The organism is Candidatus Pantoea bituminis, from assembly GCF_018842675.1.
GTDB lineage: Bacteria > Pseudomonadota > Gammaproteobacteria > Enterobacterales > Enterobacteriaceae > Pantoea > Pantoea phytostimulans.
In genome coordinates this window covers 2,612,395-2,635,074 of sequence record NZ_JAGTWO010000004.1, presented here as the reverse complement: position 1 = coordinate 2,635,074, position 22,680 = coordinate 2,612,395, and the positions used below count along the sequence as shown (strand labels likewise).

Sequence of the window (22,680 nt, the reverse complement as noted above, 5' to 3'; positions counted from 1 at the left end):
AGCGCAACATAAATGGTAGCGGTTACATCATAAGATGAAAAAAACGCCGACAATGCGGCGTTTACTGAAACGGATGCAAGCGATGGAGGCAAAATTAGCGCAGCGTTTCCTGCACATAATCGTAGCCGCCTTCACGAGCCACAAAGCTTAAGCGGTGGGTGATGCAGTGCGGCGCATCCTCTGCGTGATGCGAAACGAACAGCAACTGGGTTCGTCCCTCGCCAATCAGCACATCGACAAAGCGGCGTACCAGCTGACGATTGATAGGGTCCAGTCCTTGCAGCGGCTCATCAAGAATCAGCAGCGTGGGGTGCTTCACCAAGGCGCGTGCAATCAACACTAAACGCTGCTGGCCCCACGACAAACTGTGGAAAGGCGCATCGCCAAGGGCATTATCCATGCCCAGCAGCGCCAGCCATTGGCGAGCCAGCGCCATCTGGCGATCCGATACCGCTTGATACAAGCCAATCGAATCAAAAAAGCCAGACAAAATCACGGTTCGCACGTTCACGCTAACGCGATAATCCAAATGCAGGCTGCTACTGACGTAGCCAATGTGCTGTTTGATATCCCAAATGGTTTCTCCGCTGCCGCGACGCATGCCAAACAGCGTTAAATCATTGCTGTAGCCTTGCGGATGATCGCCGGTCACCAGGCTCAGTAGCGTTGATTTACCTGCACCGTTTGGCCCCACAATCTGCCAGTGTTCGCCTGATTCAACTTGCCAGTTCAACCCGTTAATCACTGGCTGATCGTTATAGGATACGACGCCGTTACGCAAAACTACTCGCGGCGGATCATCGGCCAGCGGCGGCAGCTGATCGGGCGCGTCCGCTTCCGGTAGCGCCATGCCTTGTAGCTGCTCGCTGTGTGCCAGTTGCGCCACCAGCGCTTCAGCCAGAATAGTTTCACGCGCGCCCACATGGGTCAGCGTACATTCTGCCAATACGCCAATCTGCTGGACATAATCAGGAATATCGTCGAAGCGATTAAGCACCAGCACCAACGTGAAGCCCGGCTGCTGCAAGCTTTGCAGCGTTTTGGTCAGGCTGGCGCGAGACGCCACATCCAGCCCGTCAAACGGTTCGTCCAGAATTAACAGATCAGGCTGCTTCATCAGTGCCTGACACAGCAACGTTTTTCGCGTTTCGCCCGTTGAGAGATATTTAAAACGGCGTGACAGCAGATAACTAATGCCGAATTGCTCTGCCAGATGCGCACAACGCGCGGCATCGTTGACTTCATCCTGAATGATTTCAGCCGCGGTGCGGCCGGTATCGTCTTCACCTTCGCTGAGCAGATCGGTGTTATTACGCAGCCATTCATCAGAAACCAGCTTCTGAAGTTGCTCCAGCGACAGACGCGTCGGGCGTTGATAAGTCGTGCTGAACGTCCCTTTTAGCGGAGAGAGTTCACCGGAAAGCGCGCGCGCCAGAGATGACTTGCCGCTGCCGTTAGCACCGACAAAGGCCCAGCTTTCACCGCTGTGAAGGTGCACATCATTCAGGGTCAGAATTCGGGTGTCGCTAAGACGAAACGTGCCTTGCGAAATTTGCAATGAAGCCATGATCTGTTCCATTTTATGCATCGAGTTACTGAGTTGTAACCACTGGCTGCGATGAAGTCAAATCACGCCCTTAAAACGCGGTAGCAATTAACTAAAGTAACGTCGCCACGATGGCGTGCTCGGCGTTGAAACTGGCGGTAACCGGATCGCCTGGCTGGAAGTTTTGCTGCTGCACTTCAGCATTCGGTAATGTGGCGCACAAGGTTTCACCGCTGGCTAACGTCATTAAAATTTCGCTGACCTGCTCGCCCGGTTCGATCGCGCTAATCTGCGCGACCAGCTGATTATCCTCTTTGCCTGGCTGATGATTAACCCGAATCCACGGCGCTTTGATCAGCAATAAAACCTCTTTGCCTTCTGCAAGCTGTAAGCGTTGTGCGCTGCGTTGGGTTAACGCCACGCTGAGCTGAGTTTTGCCATCGGCTAATAAAACAGTCAGATGCTGTACGACCTGCTGAGCATCGTTGGCGATGACCTTGCCAAACAGCTGATTACGCGCGCTAGTTTGCAGTGAAAAGCGCGCAATTGCCGCCAGTAAACTGTCGAGCGGCAGCGAATCTTGCTGCAACGCGTCGAAGGCTTTCTGCTGAATTTGCTCCATTAACTGAAACAGCTGGATCAGCCGCTCGCCGTAACGCGTCAGGCTGGCGCCACCGCCGCCTTTACCGCCCGTTGCGCGCTCAACCAGCGTCTCATCCGCCAGCTGATTCATTTCATTGATCGCATCCCAGGCGCTTTTGTAGCTGATGCCCGCCAGCTTAGCGCCCTGGCTGATCGAGCCGGTTTGCTGAACCCGTTTTAACAGTTCAATGCGACGCGGATCGGCAAAAAGTTTCTGCTGTAATCGAATATGAAGGGAAAGTTCGGCTTGCATGGCAGCTCCGGGGAAAGATAACGTAAGCAATTCAGCGATGATAGCGGCGTTTCGCTCGTAAAGTAAAAGCACGAAAAGGGCTGCGCAATTTTTCCTGAACCGTTACAATCTCTTTTTTGATCGCAAAGTGAGACTCTCCATGTTGGAATTGCTAAAAAGCCTCGCCGTGGCGGTGATAATGGTGCCAATCGTGATGGCCTTGATGTTGGGTCTGATTTATGGCCTGGGTGAAGTGTTTAACGTCATCTCAAAATTTGGTCATCGCGAAAAGTCTTCATCCCGCTCGCACAATTAATCCCCACAACGCCCGCCAACGCTGCGGGCGTTGTTGTTTCTTACTCATCCTCAACCTTCTCTATTTCCTGCCGATAATTTCATGACACTCCGAGAACTGGCGTTGTATTATCGCCTATACAACGAATCACTGGAGAATAAAAATGTCTGTTTCACTCACCCAATGGGGTATGGCTGCTGTTTTAAGTGCATCGGTTGCTGGACAGGCCGTGGCGGCAGAAAAAATCACGGTGTTTGCCGCCGCCTCGCTGACCAATGCATTGCAAGATATTGCCACGCAGTATCAGAAAAAAGTGGGGTTGAAGTGGTGTCATCTTTTGCATCCTCCTCAACGCTGGCGCGCCAGATTGAGCAGGGCGCACCCGCCGATCTGTTTATCTCCGCCGATCAACAATGGATGGATGATGCAGTCGCGAAAAAAGCATGATCGACACCACCCGCTTCACGTTGTTAGGCAACGATTTGGTGCTGGTGGCACCGCGAAACGCCTCAGCGAAAGCTGTCACCATCAATGCGCAAACAGACTGGAAAAGTTTGCTAAAGGGCGAGCGTTTAGCGGTGGGCGATCCCGATCATGTTCCAGCCGGTATTTACGCTAAAGAAGCCCTGCAAAAATTGGGTGCCTGGGAATCGCTGTCACCTGTTTTGGCCCGATCTAACAACGTGCGTGCTGCGCTGGCGCTGGTTGAACGAAACGAAACGCCGTACGGCATCGTCTACGGTTCCGATGCTGTCGCTAGCAACAAAGTGCAGGTAGTAGGGACTTTCCCTGAGTCGAGCCATAAAGCAGTAGAATATCCAATGGCGATCGTTAAGGATCACGACGGCAAGGCCGTAAATGATTTTTATGATTATTTAAAAGGGCCGGAAGCGGCTACCGTGTTTAAACATTACGGATTCACACCGAAGACATGATACTTAGCGATCTCGAATGGCAGGCGGTGATGCTCAGCCTAAAAGTTTCTGGCATTGCCGTGCTCTGCAGCCTGCCATTTGGCATCTTGATGGCCTGGATTCTGGTACGTTGCCGGTTTCCAGGCAAAACCCTGCTTGATAGTCTGATTCACCTACCGCTGGTGCTGCCGCCGGTTGTGGTCGGTTATCTGTTGTTGATTGGTTTGGGCCGCCGCGGTTTTATCGGTGAAAAACTCTATGACTGGTTTGGTTTTAGCTTCGCCTTTAGCTGGCGAGGAGCCGCACTGGCGTCCGCTGTGATCGCCTTTCCGCTGATGGTGCGGGCGATTCGTCTGGCGCTGGAAGCGGTTGATATCCGACTGGAGCAAGCAGCACGCACGCTGGGCGCCGGGCGCTGGCGGGTATTTTTTACCATCACCTTACCGCTGACCTTGCCCGGTATTATTGTCGGCACCGTGCTGGCCTTTGCGCGTTCGCTCGGCGAATTTGGCGCAACCATCACCTTCGTTTCAAATATTCCCGGCGAAACACGCACCATTCCGCTGGCGATGTATACCCTGATTGAAACGCCCGGCGCAGAAGGCGCAGCAGCACGATTGTGCGTGATTGCCATTGTCTTGGCGCTGGCGTCGTTGTTGATGTCGGAATGGCTGGCCCGCTGGGGCCGTAAGCGCATGGGGGCTTAATGCTGTCACTTAATTTTTCTCAGCAGCTGGGCGATCATCTGCTTGAGGTCAACGCGCAGATTCCGGCCAAAGGTATTACCGCGATTTTTGGTGTGTCAGGCGCGGGCAAAACCTCGCTGATCAACGCCATTGGTGGATTAACCCAGCCACAGCGCGGTTATATTCACCTTAATAATCGCGTCTTGTTCGATACAGAAAAACAGATCGCTTTGCCACCTGAAAAACGCCGCATTGGCTACGTATTTCAGGATGCTCGCCTGTTTCCGCATTACCGGGTGCGGGGCAATCTGCAATATGGCATGTCATCAAAAATGAAAGCACATTTTGACTCGCTAGTGTCGCTGCTCGGGTTGGAAACGCTGTTAACACGTTTCCCTCTGTCGCTTTCTGGTGGCGAAAAGCAGCGAGTGGCGATTGGCCGAGCGTTGCTGAGTGCGCCCGACATTTTGCTGATGGATGAGCCGCTGGCGTCGCTGGATCTGCCGCGTAAGCGCGAGCTGATGCCTTATTTGCAAAAGCTGGCGAAGCAGGTTGAGATCCCGCTGCTGTATGTGTCGCACAGCCTCGAAGAGATTTTGCAATTAGCTGATAATGTCCTGGTGCTGGACAGTGGAAAGGTTAAAGCGTTTGGCACGCTAGAGCGCGTCTGGAGCAGCAGCGCGATGCGGCCGTGGCTGCCAATGAATGAACTCACCAGCGTTTTGCGCGTACAGGTACTGGAGCAGCATCCCGATTACCCCATGACGGCGTTATCATTGGGCGATCAACACATCTGGGTTAGCCGGGTGAACCAGCCGGTAAAAACGCCGCTGCGTATCCGTATCGCATCAGCTGACGTTTCACTGGCGCTGCAACCGCCGCACAACACCTCCATCCGCAATATATTGCCGGCGCAGGTGGTGGAGTTAATTGAAGTTGGCGATCAGATAGAAGTGAAGCTGCGCATCGGTATCAGCGAACTGTGGGCGCGCATCTCGCCTTGGGCGCGAGATGAGCTGGGCATCCGGCCAGAACAATGGCTGTATGCCCAGATTAAAAGCGTCTCAGTGACGCCCTGATTACAGCACTTCCTGGTAGATGGTGTCGGCAATGCCCGTTTCGAGATTGGTGCCGATCACCTTCTTCGCCCGGATCTTAATCGCTTCATCGGCGTTGCCCATCGCTACGCCCAAGCCAACCGTTTCCAGCATGCTGAGATCGTTATAGTTATCGCCAAACGCGATCACCTCACTCATGCTCAGACCCAGCGACTCAACCCATTGCGCCAGACGCTTGCCTTTGCTGTTGCCGCCACGGGCAATATCGACCTGATCGTGCCATGACCACTCACAAGCCAGACCTAATTCCGCTTCTACTTTCTCTGCAAACAGTTCCAGTGCAACGGTGTCTTCGTGCGACAAGGCGAATTTCCAGATTGATTCCGCTTCGCGTGCCGCTTGTGCCAAATCGGGTACGTGTTTAAACAGTGGACGCTGATGCGGCGGCAACGATTCGGCCCAGTTTAGGGTGCGAGTAACGTGGCCAGTGGGCGTTTGGTACAACATCGCATCATCCATATACAGCAAACCGTGAATCTTTTGCTCATCTAACATGTCAATAACACGCAGCGCCTGCTGTTTATCCAGCGGGTCGGCGGCTAACACTTTTTTCGCCTGATAATCATAAAGGTAAGTGCCGTTACAGCAGATGGCGGGCGTATCCAGTTCCAGCGCCTGATAGAAAGGATGAATAGCACAATGATGACGACCCGTAACGATGGCGACTTTAACGCCTGCTTCACGGGCACGTTTTAGCGCTTCGATGGACTGCGGCAGAATGGTTTTTGCTGGCGTTAACAGCGTGCCGTCGAGGTCGAGGGCGATTACACGATAGCTCATTAATCCTTCCGTCTGTATGCGTTAGCGAGGCGTCAAGTCTACATTGCTGGCGGCCCGGAGACAAAAAACAAGGCACAAATGATTCCAGCGTAGGGGGAAAACGCGCTAAAGTGACCCACTGAAGATTAGCAGGCAGCGTAAAAGGAGAATACATGAAACAAGTTGTCTATACCGCCAGTCCCGAGAGTCAGCAGATTCACGTCTGGCAGTTAAATGAAGAGGGCGTATTGACTCTGCTTCAGGTGACGGATGTCGCCGGTCAGGTTCAGCCAATGGTGGTGAGTCCAAAAAAGATTTTCTCTATGTTGGCGTACGGCCTAATTTCCGCGTTTTAGCCTTCCGCATTGCGGCTGACGGTACGTTGACCGAAGCGGGGCAGGCACCTTTGCCGGGCAGTCCAACCCATATTTCAACCGATCGCGCAGGCAATTTCCTGTTTTGCGGCTCGTACAATGACGAATGCGTTAGCGTTAGCCCCATTAATGCAGAGGGCATTCCTCAGGCACCTTCCCAGGTGATTAACGGCCTGGCCGGTTGCCACTCCGCCAATATCGATAATGCCAACCAAACGCTGTTTGTTCCTGCGCTGAAACAGGATCGCATTTGCCTGTTTGAACTGGGTGAAGAAGGTCAGCTAACGCCACGTAAGCAGGCGCAAGTCACCACGGTGGAAGGCGCAGGTCCACGTCATATGGTGTTCCATCCCAATGGCAATTACGCCTATTGTGTCAATGAGTTGGATAGCACAGTGGATGTCTGGGCACTGAATAATGCACACGGTGAAGTTGCCCGCGTGCAAACTGTCGATTTGATGCCGCCAGGCTTCAATGGTACGCGCTGGGCTGCAGATATTCATTTAACCCCTAACGGCAAATACCTTTATGCCTGCGATCGCACCAGCAGTACGCTGGCGATATTTAGCGTGAGTGAAGATGGTGCAATCCTGGCGGTTGAAGGCTTCCAACCGACTGAAACGCAACCACGCGGTTTTAATATCGATAACAGCGGCAAATATTTGGTCGCGGCAGGACAGAAATCTCACCATATCGAAATTTACAGCATTACCGAACCACAAGGTTTGCTGAAACCGTTAAGTCGTTATGCTGTAGGCCAAGGCCCAATGTGGGTTGTGATTCATCAGCTTGATGCTTAATTGATTGATAAAGCCCGCTTTCAAAGCGGGCTTTTTTAAGTCATGTTATCAGGCGCCAACAGGGCCTGGTCATCTTGTCTGACACCTTTGATAAACGAAAAAAGCGGGATGAAATCCTGCATCATATTTGCCTGCAAGTCTCATCCCGCTTTATTGCTTTAACTGTCAGCCTGACAACGCCTTACGAATAAATCACCGTAATGGTTGCGCTAGCCAGCGCATGAAAATGCACATTAAAGCCGACCATGGCACCGCTCGCCCCTTCATCGACCTCGAGCTTGTCCACGTCCAAAGCATGTACGCTGAAAATATAACGATGACTTTCGCCCTGCGGCGGTGCTGCGCCACCGTAACCGGCCTGACCGAAATCGGTACGCGTTTGAATAGCACCCGTTGGTAAGGCCGCTACACCCGAGCCTGCGCCTTGTGGCAGCGAAGTTGTGCTGGCAGGAATATTAGCGACTCCCCAATGCCACCAGCCAGAACCGGTTGGCGCATCAGGATCGTAGCAGGTCACTACGAAGCTTTTGGTGCCTTCGGGCGCATCTTCCCACGCGAGATGGGGTGACACGTTCTCGCCTTGATAACCCATGCCATTGAAGACATGCTTCTCTGGCATTTTGTCGCCGTCATTGAAATCCTGGCTAAATACTCGCATTACATCTCCTTTGGTTGTCGAGGAATCACGCTTCATCTTAACCAAAAGCGCAACACTTTCAGAGCGTAGGCTGCTTTATGACTTAAAATGCAGAGGATGCTCAAGCGCAGCGCCAATCGATTGAACCAATTTTTTCAACGCGGCTGGCGCAATGATGTAAGGCGGCATCAGATAAATCAGGCGCCCAAATGGACGGATCCACACGCCTTGCGAAACGAAAAAGTGCTGCAAAGCGGCCATATTCACAGGGGAATGCGTCTCCACCACGCCAATGGCACCCAACACACGAACCTCCGCAACCTGCGGCGAAGCGCGCAGCGGCAGCAGCTGCTCACGCAGTTGCTGTTCGATAGTAGCCACCTGCGTTTGCCAGTCACCTTCCTGCAAAAGCGTCAGACTTTCCACCGCCACCGCACAGGCAAGCGGATTGCCCATAAAGGTTGGCCCATGCATAAAGCAACCCGCCGGGCTGCGGCTGATGGTGTCGGCCACTTCCCGCGTGGTGAGCGTTGCGGCTAGCGTCAGGGTGCCGCCGGTCAGCGCTTTGCCAACACACAAGATATCTGGCGCAATCCCGGCATGTTCACAGGCAAAAAGTTTACCGGTACGACCAAAGCCGGTCGCGATTTCATCCGCTATCAGCAACACGCCATAGCGATCGCAACATTCACGCACACGTTGCAAATAGCGTGGATGATAGAAGCGCATCCCCTGCACCCTGCACGATAGGTTCAAGAATGACAGCGGCTAACTGGTGATGATGTTGTTCCATTAGGCGGGCAAAATCATCAAAGTCACGCTCATCCCAGATGTCATCAAATCCACAAGCCGGAGCGGCAGCGAAGAGATGCTCAGGCAGATAACCGCGCCACAAACTGTGCATGGAGTTATCGGGATCGCAGACCGACATCGCAGCAGACGTATCGCCGTGATAACCGCGCTTCAACGTCAAAAATGTTTGCCGCGTTTCACCACGGCCCAGCCAGTATTGCAGCGCCATTTTCATCGACACTTCTACGGCAACTGAACCGGAATCGGCAAGGAACACACACTCCAGCGCGGCGGGCGTCATCTCAACCAGTTTGCGGCATAACGCAACGGCTGAAGGGTGCGTAATGCCACCAAACATCACATGCGACATTTGCGTCATTTGCTGCTGCAGCGCCTGATTCAGGCGAGGATGGTTATAGCCGTGAATGGCGGCCCACCACGACGACATGCCATCCACTAGCTGACGGCCATCCGCCAGTTGCAGTTGATAACCTTGCGCCGCCACCACCGGATAACAGGGCAACGGATCCAGCATTGAAGTGTAAGGATGCCAAATATGCTGACGGTCAAACTCAATGTCGCTTTGGGTGAACATGGGTATTGTAAACCAAAAATAAAAAATATAGTTTACAAGTATAACCACGTTAATCGTCGGGATGACACCCTTTTTGGAGCAAGCAATGGCACAACGTTGGACAATCGCGCAGGCACAAGCGCTGTTTGATAAACCTTTTCTCGAGTTAATGTTTGAAGCGCAGCAGGTGCATCGTCAGCACTTTGACCCGCGCCAGGTGCAGGTCAGCACCTTGTTATCTATCAAAACCGGCGCCTGCCCGGAAGATTGCAAATATTGTCCGCAAAGCGCGCGCTACAAAACCGGCCTTGAGTCGGAACGCCTGATGGAAGTGGACGACGTATTGATTTCTGCCCGCAAAGCCAAAGCGGCGGGTTCAAGCCGTTTTTGCATGGGCGCAGCGTGGAAAAACCCCAACGATCGCGACATGCCTTACCTCGAAAAAATGGTTGAAGGCGTCAAGGCGATGGGCATGGAAACCTGCATGACGCTTGGTACGCTCAGCGAGGCGCAAGCACAGCGTCTGGCTGGGGCTGGATTAGATTTTTACAACCACAATCTCGACACTTCACCCGAATTCTACGGCAGCATCATCACCACGCGCAGCTATCAGGAACGTCTCGATACGCTGGGCAAAGTGCGTGACGCGGGCATTAAAGTTTGCTCCGGCGGCATTGTCGGATTAGGCGAAACGATTAACGATCGTGCGGGTTTGCTGGTGCAGCTGGCGAATTTACCTACGCCACCAGAAAGCGTGCCCATCAACATGCTGGTGAAAGTGAAAGGCACGCCGATGGCCGATAACGATGATGTTGAGCCGTTTGATTTTATCCGCACCATTGCGGTGGCGCGCATCATGATGCCGAGCTCGCATGTGCGTCTTTCTGCCGGTCGTGAACAGATGAGTGAGCAAACGCAGGCGATGTGTTTTATGGCTGGCGCGAACTCCATTTTCTATGGCTGCAAACTGTTGACCACGCCAAACCCAGAAGAAGACAAAGACATGCTGCTGTTTCGCAAACTGGGCCTGAACCCGGAGCATACGCACACGCAAAATGGCGATAATGAACAGCAGCAGCAGTTAAGCGAGCAGCTATTCAATGCTGACACCGAACAGTTTTACAACGCGGCGGTGTAATGAGTTGGCAGCATCGTATTACGCAGGCGCTGGCGCAGCGGCAAGCCGCTGATGGCTGGCGTCAGCGGCATATCACTGAAGAGAACCACACTCGCTCGCTGACGCTAGCGGGCAAGCGCTATCGCCATTTTTCCAGTAACGATTATCTCGGATTGAGCCAGCATCCGGCGGTAATCGCGGGCTGGCAGCGAGGCGCTGACCTGGCAGGCGCAGGCGCGGGCGCATCCAGTCACGTTACCGGTTTTAACCGTCTGCACGCCGATTTAGAGGCGCAGCTCGCAGACTGGCTGGGCTACTCGCGCGCGCTGCTGTTTATCTCTGGTTTCGCCGCTAATCAGGCGGTGATCCATCTGCTGGCGGAAAAAACGACCGTATCCTTGCCGACAAACTGGCGCATGCGTCGCTGCTTGACGCCGCAAGCCACAGTCCGGCGCAGCTGCGGCGTTTCAGCCATAACGATTCGCACAGCCTCGCAACGCGCTTAGCGGTGCCATGTGAAGGTGAAACGCTGGTCGTGACCGAAGGCATTTTCAGCATGGATGGCGACAGCGCCCCTTGCGCGATATTGCCAATCAGACTCGCCGCGCTGAAGGATGGCTGCTGGTGGATGATGCGCATGGGATTGGCGTGGTAGGAGAGCAAGGGCGCGGCAGCTGCTGGCAGCAAGCCGTGAAGCCAGAGCTGCTGGTAGTGACGTTTGGTAAAGCCTTTGGCGTCAGCGGCGCAGCGCTGCTGTGTGATGACGCTATCGCCGACTATTTTCTGCAATTCTCACGTCACCTGATTTACTCAACCGCCATGCCACCCGCGCAAGCTTGCGCGTTGCAGGCGGCGCTGCAGCAGATTCAACAGGGCGATGCATTACGTCAGCGGCTTTACGCCAACGTTCAACGTTTTCGTGCTGGTGCCGCTTCATTGCCCTGGAAGCTCATGCAATCAGAAAGTGCCATCCAGCCGTTGATTGTTGGCGGCAACGCCGAGGCGATGGCGTTATCAAAAACGTTGGCTGATGCTGGTTGCTGGGTTAGCGCGATTCGACCACCGACCGTGCCGCCAGGCACCGCGCGCTTGCGTATTACCTTGACTGCGGCGCACACGCCGGAAGATATCGATCTGTTACTGGAGGCGCTGCATGACGCTGCAGGTAGATAAACGCGCCGTGGCTCGCGCCTTTGGGCGTGCTGCGCTGCATTACGATCGCCACGCCGAGCTACAACGTTTAAGCGGCGACGCCTTGCTGGCACTAGCCCCGGCGCAAACCGGTGACAAGCTGTTAGATGCAGGATGTGGAACGGGCTGGTATAGCCGCACCTGGCGGCAGCGCGGCAAGCAGGTCACGGCGCTGGATTTGTCACCACAAATGCTGCAACAGGCGCGCGCGAATAACGTAGCGCAACACTATTTAGCGGGCGATATTGATGCTTTACCTTTCGCCAATGCCAGCATGGACGTGGTGTGGAGCAATTTAGTGGTGCAGTGGAGTGACAATTTGCGTGCAGCGCTGCACCAGTTCAAACGCGTTTTACGCCCTGAAGGCTGCTTGCTGTTTTCCACGTTGAGCGCGGGATCGCTGCATGAGGTGCATCAAGCGTGGTCGCACATTGATGATGTTGCCCACGCTAACCGCTTCCTGAGTGAGCAGGAGATTACCGCCGCCTGCGTTGAGCAGGGATTACATTGTCAGGCGCAGGTGATCACAATGCATTTCCCTGATGCGCTTAGCGCGATGCGTTCATTAAAAGGCATCGGTGCAACGCATCTGCATGCAGGGCGAGAAGGCCATTTATTAACCCGTCAGCGTCTGGCACAGCTAGAAAAACACTGGCCACAAGACGCGCAGGGATTTCGCATGAGTTACCATTTGATGTATGGAGTAAGCCCATCATGAAACGCTGGTTTATCACTGGCACCGACACTGAAGTTGGTAAAACGGTTGCCAGCAGCGCATTGCTGCAGGCCGCGAACAGCGCAGGTTATCGTACTGCGGGCTACAAACCGGTGGCCTCGGGCTGTGAAATCACCGCTGAAGGCGTTCGCAACAGCGATGCACTGGCTTTACAGCGCTATAGCAGCGTGACGTTGGATTATCAGCAGATCAATCCGCTGGCGTTTGTCGAACCCACTTCACCGCATATCATCAGCGCAGACGAGGGACGGCCCATTGAATTCAGCACCTTATCGGCTGGACTGCGCGATCTGGAACCGTTGGCAGAATGGATTTTGATCGAAGGCGCGGGCGGTTGGTATACGCCGCTGTCAGAACGCGAAACTTACGCCGATTGGGTAACGTCGGAACAGTTACCGGTGATTTTAGTCGTCGGCGTGAAACTGGGCTGTATCAACCACGCAATGCTGACAGCCGATGCCATTCAGGCGCGCGGACTGCGTCTGGCGGGCTGGATCGCCAACACCGTCGTACCGCCAGGAAAACGCCATCAGGAATACCTTGCCACCCTAAAACAGCGCTTACCGGCACCGTGCCTCGGTGAAATTCCCTATCTCATCGACATCGCTCAACACGCTGATTGCGGCGCTTATTTGACCCTGCCTGAGTAAATTACGCTACCGTCAGCCATTTGTTGACGGTACTGTCATCCAGCTGGGCGACTTTTCCTTGCGCCACATTGCGTCCGCGATGCAGCAGGAAAAAGTAATCGGCTACACGTCGAATCAGTGACACGCGCTGCTCCAGCAGCAATATGGTCATGCCGTAATCCAAATTGAGGCGGCGAATCAAATTGCCCATTTCCTCTTCGAGCCAAGGCGACATACCGTCGCTGGGTTCATCCAGAATCAAAAGCTTAGGCTGTAAAACCAGTGCGCGTGCCAGCGCAAGCTGCTGTTGCTGATCGATGGGAAGATCGCCGCTGCGCTGTTGGCGTAAGGAATAAAGTGCCGGAAAGAGGTCGAAAACCATTTCCGGAATGGCGCGATGGCGATCCGTCTGCGCCGCGCCAGCCAACAGGCCAATCAATAAATTATCTTCAACACTCATCTGCGTAAAAATATGGCGACCTTGCGGCACGTAACCGATCCCTCTGCGCGCACGCTGTTCAGCCGGCTGCAGTAGAAGATTCTCCGGCGGCGCGCCATTCTCCTGCCAAAATATTGAGCCGCTGTTGATCGGCAGCTTACCCATGATGCAGTTAACTAACGTGGTTTTGCCCATGCCGGGACGACCCAAAACACCGGTGCAGGTGCCGGGCGGCAGATCGAGATCCACATCCCACAAGATGTGGTTTTGACCGTAAAACTGATTCACCGAACGTAAACTCAGCATCTGACACACTCCTTCCAGATAATTAGCCTGAATGCTTCCGCTCTTTGTCGTCTGGCAAACAAGTCATCAACGATGGCGTTAACGCCATTGCCGCACAGTGCGCCGGTTGGCGCGGTGATACGTACTGGAATGAGTACTGCAATTACCAGGCCAAATTCCTAAAAAAGCGTAATTTAGCGTACTGGACGGGAAAAAGCGCAGCAAAATATGAGCAATGCTTAACAATTGCTCGGGGTGATAAAAGGCATGCACATTAACGGTGCGGAATGCTTAACGTTGCTGGTGCATCTGTACATTTAGAAGGCATTGAGTCTGATTAAGAATGGCCCTTAACCCGCGCTTCGAATGCATAATTTTTACGCTAAGGCTCCAAAAGCATAGTTAATACATGAGAGAAAGTGGTGAAATTAAATCGAAAAAAATATTTTTAGCAGGGAACTAATGCGGGAAAAATTATACACAGCCTATGGCGATTGGGCTGCCCTCAGTTATCCACCATTCCTGTGGATAACCTTGTGCATTAGCTCATGAAAACAGGTTAGAAGCGAGGAAATACGCGGCTTGCTTACATTGTGATGAGAAACTGGGCTTTTCTGCATAAACAATATAAATCAATGAATTAGTAAAAAACAAGCCTAAGGATTATCTGCCAGTTCATCAAACTGTAATTTTATGACGCTCTATTGACAAATGTTAAAATCAAGCTCTGCTTGGGGATAACCTTGCGCAACAAGAATTAACGTTGCGGGCTATCAATCTTGTTAATACGGCGCAGCGGGGTTCTCCATAACTGTGCACCATTACTGTTTTTATATCCAGTATTTATTTCTGGCAAATTCACCATAGCAGAGTAAAATGATTGCCTGCCCGCCGACTTCTTCAGCAGGAACCGCATTCATGAGTAAAGCCTTTAAATTGAACTCCGCTTTCAAACCTTCTGGCGATCAGCCCGAAGCGATTCGCCGTCTGGAAGAGGGGCTTGAGGATGGATTGGCCCATCAAACGCTGTTAGGCGTAACCGGCTCGGGGAAAACGTTCACCGTGGCCAACGTCATTGCCGATCTCAATCGTCCCACCATGGTGCTGGCACCTAACAAAACGCTGGCGGCGCAGCTGTATGGTGAAATGAAAGAGTTCTTCCCCGATAACGCCGTGGAATTCTTCGTCTCTTATTACGATTACTATCAGCCAGAAGCTTATGTTCCCAGCTCCGATACCTTTATTGAAAAGGACGCCTCGGTAAACGAACACATTGAGCAGATGCGTCTCTCCGCGACCAAAGCGCTGTTGGAACGCCGCGATGTCATTGTGGTGGCGTCGGTGTCAGCCATTTATGGTTTAGGCGATCCTGATCTCTATTTAAAAATGATGCTGCATCTGACGCGTGGCATGATCATCGATCAGCGCAGCATTTTGCGTCGCCTGTCAGAGCTGCAATATGCACGTAACGATCAAGCTTTCCAGCGCGGTACGTTCCGCGTGCGCGGCGAAGTGATCGACATCTTCCCCGCAGAGTCGGATGACATTGCGTTGCGTGTAGAGCTGTTTGATGAAGAGGTAGAGCGGCTGTCACTGTTTGATCCGCTGACCGGCCAAGTGGAATCGGTGATCCCGCGCTTCACGATTTACCCTAAAACGCACTACGTCACCCCACGCGAACGTATTGTGCAGGCGATGGAAGAGATCAAAGTCGAGCTGGCCGATCGTCGGAAAAATTTGCTGGAAAACAACAAACTGTTGGAAGAACAGCGCATTACGCAGCGTACTCAATTTGATCTCGAGATGATGGGTGAACTGGGTTATTGCTCTGGTATCGAAAACTACTCGCGCTATCTTTCGGGACGCGGGCCAGGCGAAGCGCCACCGACACTTTTTGATTACTTACCGGCAGATGGCCTGCTGGTGGTGGATGAATCACACGTTACCATTCCGCAAATTGGCGGTATGTATAAGGGCGACCGGGCGCGTAAAGAGACGTTAGTGGAATACGGTTTCCGTCTGCCGTCGGCGCTGGATAACCGCCCAATGAAGTTTGAAGAGTTTGAGTCGCTGGCGCCCCAGACGATTTATGTTTCGGCGACGCCGGGTAAATATGAGCTGGAAAAATCGGGCACTGAAGTGATCGATCAGTTGGTGCGCCCTACCGGGTTACTGGATCCGATCCTCGAAGTACGTCCCGTTGGGACACAGGTTGACGATTTGTTATCAGAAATCCGTCAGCGCGTGGCGGTTAAAGAGCGTGTGCTGGTGACGGTGTTAACCAAACGCATGGCGGAAGATCTCACCGAATACCTCGAAGAGCACGGTGAAAGGGTGCGTTATCTCCACTCGGACATCGATACGGTTGAACGTATGGAGATCATCCGTGATTTGCGTCTGGGCGAGTTTGATGTGCTGGTCGGTATCAACCTGCTTCGTGAAGGCCTGGATATGCCAGAAGTGTCGCTGGTGGCGATTCTGGACGCCGATAAAGAGGGGTTCCTGCGTTCTGAACGCTCGCTGATTCAGACTATAGGACGTGCGGCGCGTAACATTAACGGCAAAGCAATTCTCTACGGCGATAAAATCACGCCATCAATGGCGCGGGCTATTGAGGAAACCGAGCGCCGCCGCGAGAAGCAGCGACTGTACAACGAGGAAAATGGCATTGTGCCGCAGGGCCTGAATAAGAAGATTACCGATATTCTGGAACTGGGTAACAACGTGGCGAAAGTGCGCGGCAAAGGTAAGTCGACCCGCAAAGGCGCCGCTGATGCCGAAGCTGATTACCTGTCATTGACGCCACAGGCGTTGCAGAAAAAGATTCATGAACTGGAAGGGCAGATGCAGCAGCATGCGCAGAACCTGGAGTTCGAACAGGCAGCCAACGTGCGCGATCAGCTGCATGAACTGCGCACGCTGTTTATTGCGGCATCGTAGCTCAGTTAAATCCCTGAATCGCGTGTTCCAACGCAACGCGTAACAGCTGGCGGTCGTGACGATATTTAATGTCGGCGGCTTCCAGCGGTTCACGCACGATCAACCGATTTTCGACGTTGCTGATATCCGCGGCTGGGCTCACCACAATGGCATCGATTACTCGCTTGCCAATGTAGCGCTCCATCATTTCTAACTTATCAGCGACGGTCAGATTAGCGGCTGCGGGGCTAAGTTCTCGTCCCAGGTTGCCGATAAACACCATGGTGGCTGGCGTGCGGCGCAACGCCTGTGCCATCTCATCCATTAACAAAATTGGCATCAGACTGGTATAGAAACTGCCGGGACCAATCAGGATCAGATCAGCTTCAGCAATGGCTTCCAACGCTTCACGCGTGGGTTGCACGTTGGGATGCAGCATCATCTCTTGCGGCGGTTGCTTCATCTCATCAATATCGGTTTCGCCGTAAACCATGTTGCCTTCGCTATCGAGCGCCACTAAATCAACCGGCTGCTCGGACATCGGAATGAGAAAAGCATCAACCTTCAATAAATTGCGAATGATATTGATGGCTTCTAACGGGCGAACGCTAAGGTGATCCAGCGCTCTCAACATCAAATTACCTAAATTGTGTCCCGCCAGTTCGCCATTGCCAGAAAAGCGGTATTCAAACATGGCTGAAGCGACACTGGGTTCAGCAATGAGCTGGTTTAAACAGTTGCGCATGTCGCCCCATGCAATGCCGCCTTCTGAGCGACGAATACGTCCGGTTGATCCGCCGTTATCGGTGGTGGTGACAATGCCGGTCAGGCGAGAACCGAGCGGTGACAGCGCTGACATCACGCGTCCCAATCCATGTCCGCCGCCTAAAGCCACGACGCGATCGAGATCGGCCAGTGTTCGATTCATACTTCTCCTTAAAACGCGCCCAGATTATGGCTCTTTTAAGCACAAATCCGGGCAGGGATGACATACAGCAAATTCTGCGGCGTATTTTAACGTATCCTGCTGCGAAAATGCGGTGAAAATTCGCTATATCATCAAATATATAGCGAAAACAGCCGGTGGAATCGTGTGAAATTTCGCGCTACCATCACACTAACCGCGTTGATCATAAGGTCAACGTACACTCTAGCCTGAGTGCCTAAGTCGCAAGATAGGGGATTCAGGCCGTAGCCTTCGCGCTGCCAGGGTGCAGAAAGAAATGACTGCATCTCCCGAATTTGGAAAGGTGTCCAGGTGTCACAATTTACTGATGCATTTGAGCGCAAGTTTTACTACTTGCGCTTATCGGTCACGGATGTGTGTAACTTCCGTTGTACCTATTGTCTGCCGGACGGCTACAAACCGCACGGCATCCGCAACAAAAGTTTTCTCTCGCTGGATGAAATTCGCCGCGTTACGCGTGCGTTTGCCGCTGCAGGCACTGAAAAAGTGCGTCTGACAGGCGGCGAGCCCTCGCTGCGCCGCGATTTCACGGACATCATTGCTGCAGTGCGTGAAAACGCCTCGATACGCCATATTGCGGTTACTACCAATGGTTATCGCCTGGCGCGCGACGTCAAACAGTGGCGCGACGCCGGTTTGACCGCGCTCAACGTCAGCCTCGACAGCCTGGATGCCCGCCAGTTTCATGCTATTACCGGCCAGGATAAGTTTCATCAGGTCATGGCAGGCATTGATGCCGCCTTTGACGCTGGCTTTCAGCAGGTCAAAGTCAACAGCGTGCTAATGCGCGATATCAACAGTCATAATCTGATGACCTTCCTGGAGTGGATTCGTACCCGTCCAATTCAACTGCGTTTCATCGAACTGATGGAAACGGGCGAAGGCGGCGCGCTTTTCCGCCAGCAACACGTTTCCGGCGAAGTGATTCGCGATCAGTTGATCGCGCAGGGTTGGCAGCGCCGCTTAAGCGGGCGCAGCGATGGCCCGGCGCAGGTGTTTTATCACCCTGATTACCTCGGTGAGATCGGTTTGATCATGCCTTATTCCAAAGATTTTTGTGCCAGCTGCAACCGTCTGCGCGTCTCTGCACAGGGTAATCTGCATCTTTGCTTGTTCGGCGACGGCGGCCTTCCGCTGCGCGATTTGCTCGCTTCGGATGATCAGCAACAGGAACTGCAGGCGCGCATCGCCAGCAGTCTGGGTAAGAAAAACAGACACATTTTCTGCATCAGGGCAATACGGGTATTACGCAGAACCTGTCCTACATTGGCGGATAATTAAGGAGCAATCATGGGTAAACCAACCAGCGAATTCCAACCGGTGCAAATTGCGCTGCTCACCGTTTCGGACAGCCGCGAAGCCAGTAATGACACTTCCGGTGATTATCTGCGTGAAGCTGCCCGCGAAGCCGGACACAGCGTGATTGACCACGCCATCGTCCCCGACAATCTCTACCGCATTCGCGCCATCGTCTCACGCTGGATTGCCAGTGAAGATATTCAGGTGGTGATTATCAATGGTGGCACCGGTTTCAATCTGAAGAACAGCACGCCAGAAGCGCTGCTGCCGCTGTTTGACCGTGAAATTAGTGGATTCGGTGAGTTGTTCCGCATGATTTCCTATGAAGAAATTGGCGGTTCTACGCTGCAATCAAGGGCTGTTGCTGGCCTGGCTAATCAAACGCTGATTTTCGCCGTGCCTGGCTCAACCAATGCTTGCCGCAGCGCGTGGGAACGCATTATTGCCGATCAGCTGGATGCGCGTACGCGTCCGTGTAATTTCGTTTCACATTTGAAGAAACTGTAAGCATGTCACAACTCACACACATAAACGCCGCAGGCGAAGCGCACATGGTTGATGTCTCAGCCAAAGCGGAAACAGTGCGCGAAGCACAGGCTGAAGCGCTGGTGCTGATGAAGCCCGAAACGCTGCAAATGATTGTTGAAGGCAGCCACCACAAAGGTGATGTTTTTGCTACTGCACGCATAGCGGGCATTCAGGCCGCTAAGCGTACCTGGGAGCTGATACCGCTTTGCCATCCGCTGATGTTGAGCAAGGTTGAAGTCAATTTGGTTGCAGAGCCAGAATTCAATCGCGTGCGCATTACCTCGCTGTGCCGTTTGAGCGGTAAAACCGGCGTTGAGATGGAAGCGTTGACCGCTGCTTCGGTGGCGGCGCTGACCATTTACGACATGTGCAAAGCGGTGCAGAAGGATATCGTTATCGATCAACTGCGCTTACTGAGTAAAAGCGGCGGTAAATCGGGTGACTTTCAGGCAGGTGAAGCATGATCAAAGTGCTGTTTTTTGCCCAAGTGCGCGAGTTAACCGGCACCAGCGAACTTGAGATAACAACCGAATATCCCGATGTCGCAGCATTACGCAGCGCGTTGGCAGAACAGGGCGACCGCTGGGCGCTGGCGTTAGAGTCCGGCAAGCTGCTGGCTGCGGTCAATCAAACCCTGGTGCCAATGACGCATCCGCTGCGTGCGGGCGATGAAGTGGCCTTCTTTCCACCGGTAACGGGAGGATAGATGGAAACGCAAATTCGTGTTGGCCATGCGCCTTTTGACATGGCTGAAGAGTATCGCTGGCTGGCGGCACGTCACGAAGATGGCGCGGTAGTGACGTTCACCGGCAAAGTGCGCAATCACAATTTAGGGGACAACGTTGCGGCGTTGACGCTGGAGCATTATCCCGGCATGACCGAGAAAGCATTGCAGGAAATTGTCGATGATGCGCGCCAGCGCTGGCCGTTACAGCGTGTAACGGTGATACATCGTATTGGAGAGCTGTTTCCCGGCGATGAAATCGTGTTTGTCGGCGTTACCAGCGCACACCGCAGCAGCGCCTTTGCCGCTGCGGAGTTTGTGATGGATTACTTAAAAACCCGTGCGCCGTTTTGGAAGCGCGAAGCCACCGATGACGGCGATCGCTGGGTGGATGCGCGTGACAGCGATCATCAGTCAGCCCAGCGCTGGGATTAAGGTTTTTAAGCTGCTCGGCGGGCGCGAAGTGCGTTTCGCCATGGGCATGCTCACCGCCGCCGGTAACACGCTTCAACTGAATAACCTGACCTTGTTCCCAGGCATTCGCACCGGGTACCACGGGATGCGTCACAATATCGGCGCGCTCAGCACGGATTTTTTTACTGTCCACATCAAAGCGCTTGTCGCGATCGGCCAACAGACGAGAATCGAGTTGGCCGTCAGCCGTAAAGCCCATCATCAACGCCGGAATGCCCATCGGTAAGTTTTTATCGCGATCGGTGTGCCAGGTATGCCAGGTTTTCCCGTAGGTATTAGCGATGCGTTTCATCAACGCATGATCGGCCGTAGCCGGTAAACCTGGCGCAATCAATGAACCCGATTTCACTTCATATTGATGGCTGTGCCACAGCTTCTTCTCTTCCGGTGGTAGCGTTTTATACAGCCGCTCGCTGATAATGTATTCCACGCCCATGAGTTTTGCGTCGCGTGTATTGCCGTCGTAAATCACCGCCTGCATCACATCTTCGTTTAACACCGTAACGTAGTGATGCGCTTCCATCTGACCATTTTGATCACCATTGTAAAAATGAAACCCATCAAGGTAGGCGCTGATAGCGTCAATAGGCGGGCGGGATTGCAAGGCATCCGCGCCGGTTTCCAGCACTTTAAGGGAAGGGGATGTAGGGGCGCCCGGCGCGTTGACGTTGGCCGGAGAATTATTGCCGCCACAACCGACTAATAACAGGGTAAGCGCAGCGAGAGGTAAGATTTTCAACATGTTCCATCCTTTTAACCTTAAAAAGATAAAAGTAGTTCAGAAAATCGCACCTGCCGTCTATTGCGTTGCAATGATAAGGTAGTCGTTTGGTTTCTTCCGAGGACAGGTATGTCATCTCCATCTCTTTTGCAACGGCTGACGCTGGTTGCTGTGTTGGTGCTGGCGGGTTGTAGCACTAAAAAAGAACCGCAAGCGCCGGTTCGCCAACCCGCTGATGTTAAGGCACAAATTCAAAAGCTCCTGCCCGCACAGGTGAGCAATAAAGCGGGTTGGGCTGATGACATTTACACCTCATTTCGTACTCAACAGATTGATCCCAGCGCCAGTAATTTGTGCTCAGTGATTGCCGTTGCCGCTCAGGAATCCAATTTCAGTGCTGAAGCGGCGGTATCAGGCTTACCTAAAATTGCCTGGGGCGAAATTGATCGCCGCGCCGCTAAAGTGCATGTTCCGGCGTTTGTCGTGCGGACGGCGCTGATGATTAAATCATCCAACGGCGAAAGCTACGCTGCACGACTGGATAAAGTACGCAGTGAAAAAGAGTTGAGCGCTATTTTTGATGATTTCATTGATATGGTGCCGATGGGGCAAAAACTGTTTGGCAACCTCAATCCGATTCATACTGGCGGACCGATGCAGGTCAGCATCGACTTTGCCGAAGCGCATGCCAAAGGGTATCCGTGGCCGGTTGACGGCTCCATTCGTCGCGAAGTCTTTACCCGCCACGGCGGCATGTATTTCGGCATCATGCATCTGCTGGGTTATCCGGCGGATTACAGTCAGCCGCTTTATCGCTTTGCTGATTTCAACGCGGGATGGTACGCGAGTCGTAACGCTGCTTTCCAGGCTGCCGTAGCACGCGCAACGGGTATGAAACTGGCGCTGGATGGCGATTTAATTCTTTACGGTTCTGAAAAAGCGGGCTCCACTGAATTAGCCGTGCGGACGCTGGCGAAGCGGATTGATATGAGTAACAGCGAAATTCGCGATGATTTAGAAAAAGGTGAAAAGGCAGATTTTAGCGACAGCGATCTCTGGAAACAGGTGTTCACGCTGGCCGATAAAATGGCAGGCCGTCGCGTGCCGCGTGAAATGTTGCCAGGCATCAAGCTGGAAAGCCCTAAAATTACCCGTAATCTCACCACGGCGTGGTTTGCACAGCGTGTCGATAGCCGCTATCAGCAGTGCATGTCGCGCCGTTAACGTCTGCGTTGTGGCACAGTTGAGCTGAGCTGTGCCACACTTAGCGAGGCCCCATTTC

18 protein-coding genes, 6 pseudogenes and 1 riboswitch are annotated in these 22,680 nt (G+C 53.3%); of the genes and pseudogenes, 16 read left to right on the top strand and 8 right to left on the bottom strand.

Going from position 1 to position 22,680, the window contains the following annotated elements:
- Nucleotides 1–94: 94 nt before the first annotated feature.
- Nucleotides 95–1,567, bottom strand: a complete 1,473-nt coding sequence (modF, locus tag KQP84_RS16175; RefSeq protein WP_215847299.1) for a molybdate ABC transporter ATP-binding protein ModF — start codon at nt 1,565–1,567, stop codon at nt 95–97.
- A 91-nt stretch (nt 1,568–1,658) separates the two neighbouring features.
- Nucleotides 1,659–2,441: a molybdenum-dependent transcriptional regulator gene (gene modE / locus KQP84_RS16170; protein ID WP_215847298.1), complete on the bottom strand. Its 783-nt coding sequence runs from the start codon at nt 2,439–2,441 to the stop codon at nt 1,659–1,661.
- Between the two features lie 139 nt (nt 2,442–2,580).
- On the opposite strand from modE, the gene KQP84_RS16165 reads away from it, so the two are divergent.
- The 4 genes and pseudogenes from KQP84_RS16165 (at nt 2,581) to modC (ending at nt 5,394) form a co-directional block, all read left to right on the top strand.
- Entirely contained in the window at nt 2,581–2,736 is a 156-nt protein-coding gene (locus tag KQP84_RS16165) for an AcrZ family multidrug efflux pump-associated protein (RefSeq protein ID WP_215847297.1), read from the top strand.
- Between the two features lie 81 nt (nt 2,737–2,817).
- Nucleotides 2,818–3,650: pseudogene (modA, locus tag KQP84_RS16160) on the top strand (molybdate ABC transporter substrate-binding protein).
- A complete protein-coding gene (gene modB, locus KQP84_RS16155; protein WP_215847296.1) occupies nt 3,647–4,336 on the top strand; it encodes a molybdate ABC transporter permease subunit in 690 nt (229 codons plus the stop codon). The pseudogene modA and the gene modB overlap by 4 nt, the downstream one beginning before the upstream one ends.
- Nucleotides 4,336–5,394, top strand: coding sequence for a molybdenum ABC transporter ATP-binding protein ModC (gene modC / locus KQP84_RS16150; protein ID WP_215847295.1), 1,059 nt, complete (start codon nt 4,336–4,338; stop codon nt 5,392–5,394). The genes modB and modC overlap by 1 nt, the downstream gene beginning before the upstream one ends.
- Here modC and KQP84_RS16145 read toward each other — a convergent pair whose 3' ends face one another.
- Entirely contained in the window at nt 5,395–6,213 is an 819-nt protein-coding gene (locus tag KQP84_RS16145) for a pyridoxal phosphatase (RefSeq protein WP_215847294.1), read from the bottom strand. It abuts the gene before it with no gap.
- Between the two features lie 152 nt (nt 6,214–6,365).
- On the opposite strand from KQP84_RS16145, the pseudogene pgl reads away from it, so the two are divergent.
- Nucleotides 6,366–7,366: pseudogene (pgl, locus tag KQP84_RS16140) on the top strand (6-phosphogluconolactonase).
- Nucleotides 7,367–7,547: 181 nt separating this feature from the next.
- Here the strand turns inward: pgl and KQP84_RS16135 are convergent.
- Both KQP84_RS16135 and bioA read right to left on the bottom strand, forming a co-directional pair.
- A complete protein-coding gene (locus KQP84_RS16135) occupies nt 7,548–8,024 on the bottom strand; it encodes a kinase inhibitor (RefSeq protein ID WP_215847293.1) in 477 nt (158 codons plus the stop codon).
- 75 nt (nt 8,025–8,099) lie between these two features.
- Nucleotides 8,100–9,390, bottom strand: a pseudogene (gene bioA, locus KQP84_RS16130) (adenosylmethionine--8-amino-7-oxononanoate transaminase).
- A gap of 85 nt (nt 9,391–9,475) precedes the next feature.
- On the opposite strand from bioA, the gene bioB reads away from it, so the two are divergent.
- The 4 genes and pseudogenes from bioB to bioD all read left to right on the top strand — a co-directional run bounded on the left by bioB (nt 9,476) and on the right by bioD (nt 13,063).
- Nucleotides 9,476–10,507 (top strand): biotin synthase BioB, encoded by a 1,032-nt coding sequence (gene bioB, locus KQP84_RS16125; RefSeq protein WP_215847292.1) that lies wholly within the window; start codon nt 9,476–9,478, stop codon nt 10,505–10,507.
- Nucleotides 10,507–11,659: pseudogene (gene bioF, locus KQP84_RS16120) on the top strand (8-amino-7-oxononanoate synthase). The gene bioB and the pseudogene bioF overlap by 1 nt, the downstream one beginning before the upstream one ends.
- Nucleotides 11,640–12,395 (top strand): malonyl-ACP O-methyltransferase BioC, encoded by a 756-nt coding sequence (gene bioC / locus KQP84_RS16115; RefSeq protein ID WP_215847291.1) that lies wholly within the window; start codon nt 11,640–11,642, stop codon nt 12,393–12,395. Before bioF ends, bioC begins: the two are co-directional and overlap by 20 nt.
- Nucleotides 12,392–13,063, top strand: a complete 672-nt coding sequence (gene bioD / locus KQP84_RS16110) for a dethiobiotin synthase (protein ID WP_215847290.1) — start codon at nt 12,392–12,394, stop codon at nt 13,061–13,063. The genes bioC and bioD overlap by 4 nt, the downstream gene beginning before the upstream one ends.
- Before the next feature lies 1 nt (nt 13,064).
- Here bioD and KQP84_RS16105 read toward each other — a convergent pair whose 3' ends face one another.
- Nucleotides 13,065–13,787 carry an ABC transporter ATP-binding protein gene (locus KQP84_RS16105; RefSeq protein WP_215847289.1) on the bottom strand — a complete coding sequence of 241 codons (723 nt, stop codon included), beginning with the start codon at nt 13,785–13,787 and terminating at the stop codon, nt 13,065–13,067.
- Nucleotides 13,788–14,684: 897 nt separating this feature from the next.
- On the opposite strand from KQP84_RS16105, the gene uvrB reads away from it, so the two are divergent.
- Nucleotides 14,685–16,706: an excinuclease ABC subunit UvrB gene (gene uvrB / locus KQP84_RS16100; protein WP_215847288.1), complete on the top strand. Its 2,022-nt coding sequence runs from the start codon at nt 14,685–14,687 to the stop codon at nt 16,704–16,706.
- A gap of 1 nt (nt 16,707) precedes the next feature.
- On the opposite strand, the gene KQP84_RS16095 is transcribed toward uvrB, so the two are convergent.
- Nucleotides 16,708–17,613: a gluconeogenesis factor YvcK family protein gene (locus KQP84_RS16095; protein WP_215847287.1), complete on the bottom strand. Its 906-nt coding sequence runs from the start codon at nt 17,611–17,613 to the stop codon at nt 16,708–16,710.
- Between the two features lie 206 nt (nt 17,614–17,819).
- Nucleotides 17,820–17,954, top strand: a riboswitch (molybdenum cofactor riboswitch).
- On the opposite strand from KQP84_RS16095, the pseudogene moaA reads away from it, so the two are divergent.
- From moaA to moaE, 5 genes and pseudogenes are all read left to right on the top strand, one after another.
- Nucleotides 17,944–18,929 (top strand): annotated as a pseudogene (gene moaA / locus KQP84_RS16090) (GTP 3',8-cyclase MoaA). (Overlaps the previous riboswitch by 11 nt.)
- 13 nt (nt 18,930–18,942) lie before the next feature.
- On the top strand, nt 18,943–19,458 hold the full coding sequence (moaB, locus tag KQP84_RS16085) for a molybdenum cofactor biosynthesis protein B (protein ID WP_215847285.1): 516 nt from the start codon (nt 18,943–18,945) through the stop codon (nt 19,456–19,458).
- A 2-nt stretch (nt 19,459–19,460) separates the two neighbouring features.
- A complete protein-coding gene (gene moaC, locus KQP84_RS16080) occupies nt 19,461–19,943 on the top strand; it encodes a cyclic pyranopterin monophosphate synthase MoaC (protein WP_215847284.1) in 483 nt (160 codons plus the stop codon).
- A complete protein-coding gene (gene moaD / locus KQP84_RS16075) occupies nt 19,940–20,185 on the top strand; it encodes a molybdopterin synthase sulfur carrier subunit (protein ID WP_215847283.1) in 246 nt (81 codons plus the stop codon). Before moaC ends, moaD begins: the two co-directional genes overlap by 4 nt.
- Entirely contained in the window at nt 20,186–20,638 is a 453-nt protein-coding gene (moaE, locus tag KQP84_RS16070) for a molybdopterin synthase catalytic subunit MoaE (protein WP_215847282.1), read from the top strand.
- Between the two features lie 10 nt (nt 20,639–20,648).
- Here moaE and KQP84_RS16065 read toward each other — a convergent pair.
- Nucleotides 20,649–21,416 (bottom strand): annotated as a pseudogene (locus KQP84_RS16065) (OBAP family protein); the annotation flags it as partial.
- Nucleotides 21,417–21,527: 111 nt separating this feature from the next.
- Here KQP84_RS16065 and KQP84_RS16060 point away from each other — a divergent pair.
- On the top strand, nt 21,528–22,622 hold the full coding sequence (locus KQP84_RS16060; protein WP_215847281.1) for a DUF1615 domain-containing protein: 1,095 nt from the start codon (nt 21,528–21,530) through the stop codon (nt 22,620–22,622).
- Nucleotides 22,623–22,680: the final 58 nt, after the last annotated feature.

Coding starts and splice junctions, on each gene's coding strand:
- modF (WP_215847299.1), bottom strand. CDS start 1,567: ATGGCTTCATTGCAAATTTCGCAAGGCACGTTTCGTCTTAGCGACACC.
- modE (WP_215847298.1), bottom strand. CDS start 2,441: ATGCAAGCCGAACTTTCCCTTCATATTCGATTACAGCAGAAACTTTTT.
- KQP84_RS16165 (WP_215847297.1), top strand. CDS start 2,581: ATGTTGGAATTGCTAAAAAGCCTCGCCGTGGCGGTGATAATGGTGCCA.
- modB (WP_215847296.1), top strand. CDS start 3,647: ATGATACTTAGCGATCTCGAATGGCAGGCGGTGATGCTCAGCCTAAAA.
- modC (WP_215847295.1), top strand. CDS start 4,336: ATGCTGTCACTTAATTTTTCTCAGCAGCTGGGCGATCATCTGCTTGAG.
- KQP84_RS16145 (WP_215847294.1), bottom strand. CDS start 6,213: ATGAGCTATCGTGTAATCGCCCTCGACCTCGACGGCACGCTGTTAACG.
- KQP84_RS16135 (WP_215847293.1), bottom strand. CDS start 8,024: ATGCGAGTATTTAGCCAGGATTTCAATGACGGCGACAAAATGCCAGAG.
- bioB (WP_215847292.1), top strand. CDS start 9,476: ATGGCACAACGTTGGACAATCGCGCAGGCACAAGCGCTGTTTGATAAA.
- bioC (WP_215847291.1), top strand. CDS start 11,640: ATGACGCTGCAGGTAGATAAACGCGCCGTGGCTCGCGCCTTTGGGCGT.
- bioD (WP_215847290.1), top strand. CDS start 12,392: ATGAAACGCTGGTTTATCACTGGCACCGACACTGAAGTTGGTAAAACG.
- KQP84_RS16105 (WP_215847289.1), bottom strand. CDS start 13,787: ATGCTGAGTTTACGTTCGGTGAATCAGTTTTACGGTCAAAACCACATC.
- uvrB (WP_215847288.1), top strand. CDS start 14,685: ATGAGTAAAGCCTTTAAATTGAACTCCGCTTTCAAACCTTCTGGCGAT.
- KQP84_RS16095 (WP_215847287.1), bottom strand. CDS start 17,613: ATGAATCGAACACTGGCCGATCTCGATCGCGTCGTGGCTTTAGGCGGC.
- moaB (WP_215847285.1), top strand. CDS start 18,943: ATGGGTAAACCAACCAGCGAATTCCAACCGGTGCAAATTGCGCTGCTC.
- moaC (WP_215847284.1), top strand. CDS start 19,461: ATGTCACAACTCACACACATAAACGCCGCAGGCGAAGCGCACATGGTT.
- moaD (WP_215847283.1), top strand. CDS start 19,940: ATGATCAAAGTGCTGTTTTTTGCCCAAGTGCGCGAGTTAACCGGCACC.
- moaE (WP_215847282.1), top strand. CDS start 20,186: ATGGAAACGCAAATTCGTGTTGGCCATGCGCCTTTTGACATGGCTGAA.
- KQP84_RS16060 (WP_215847281.1), top strand. CDS start 21,528: ATGTCATCTCCATCTCTTTTGCAACGGCTGACGCTGGTTGCTGTGTTG.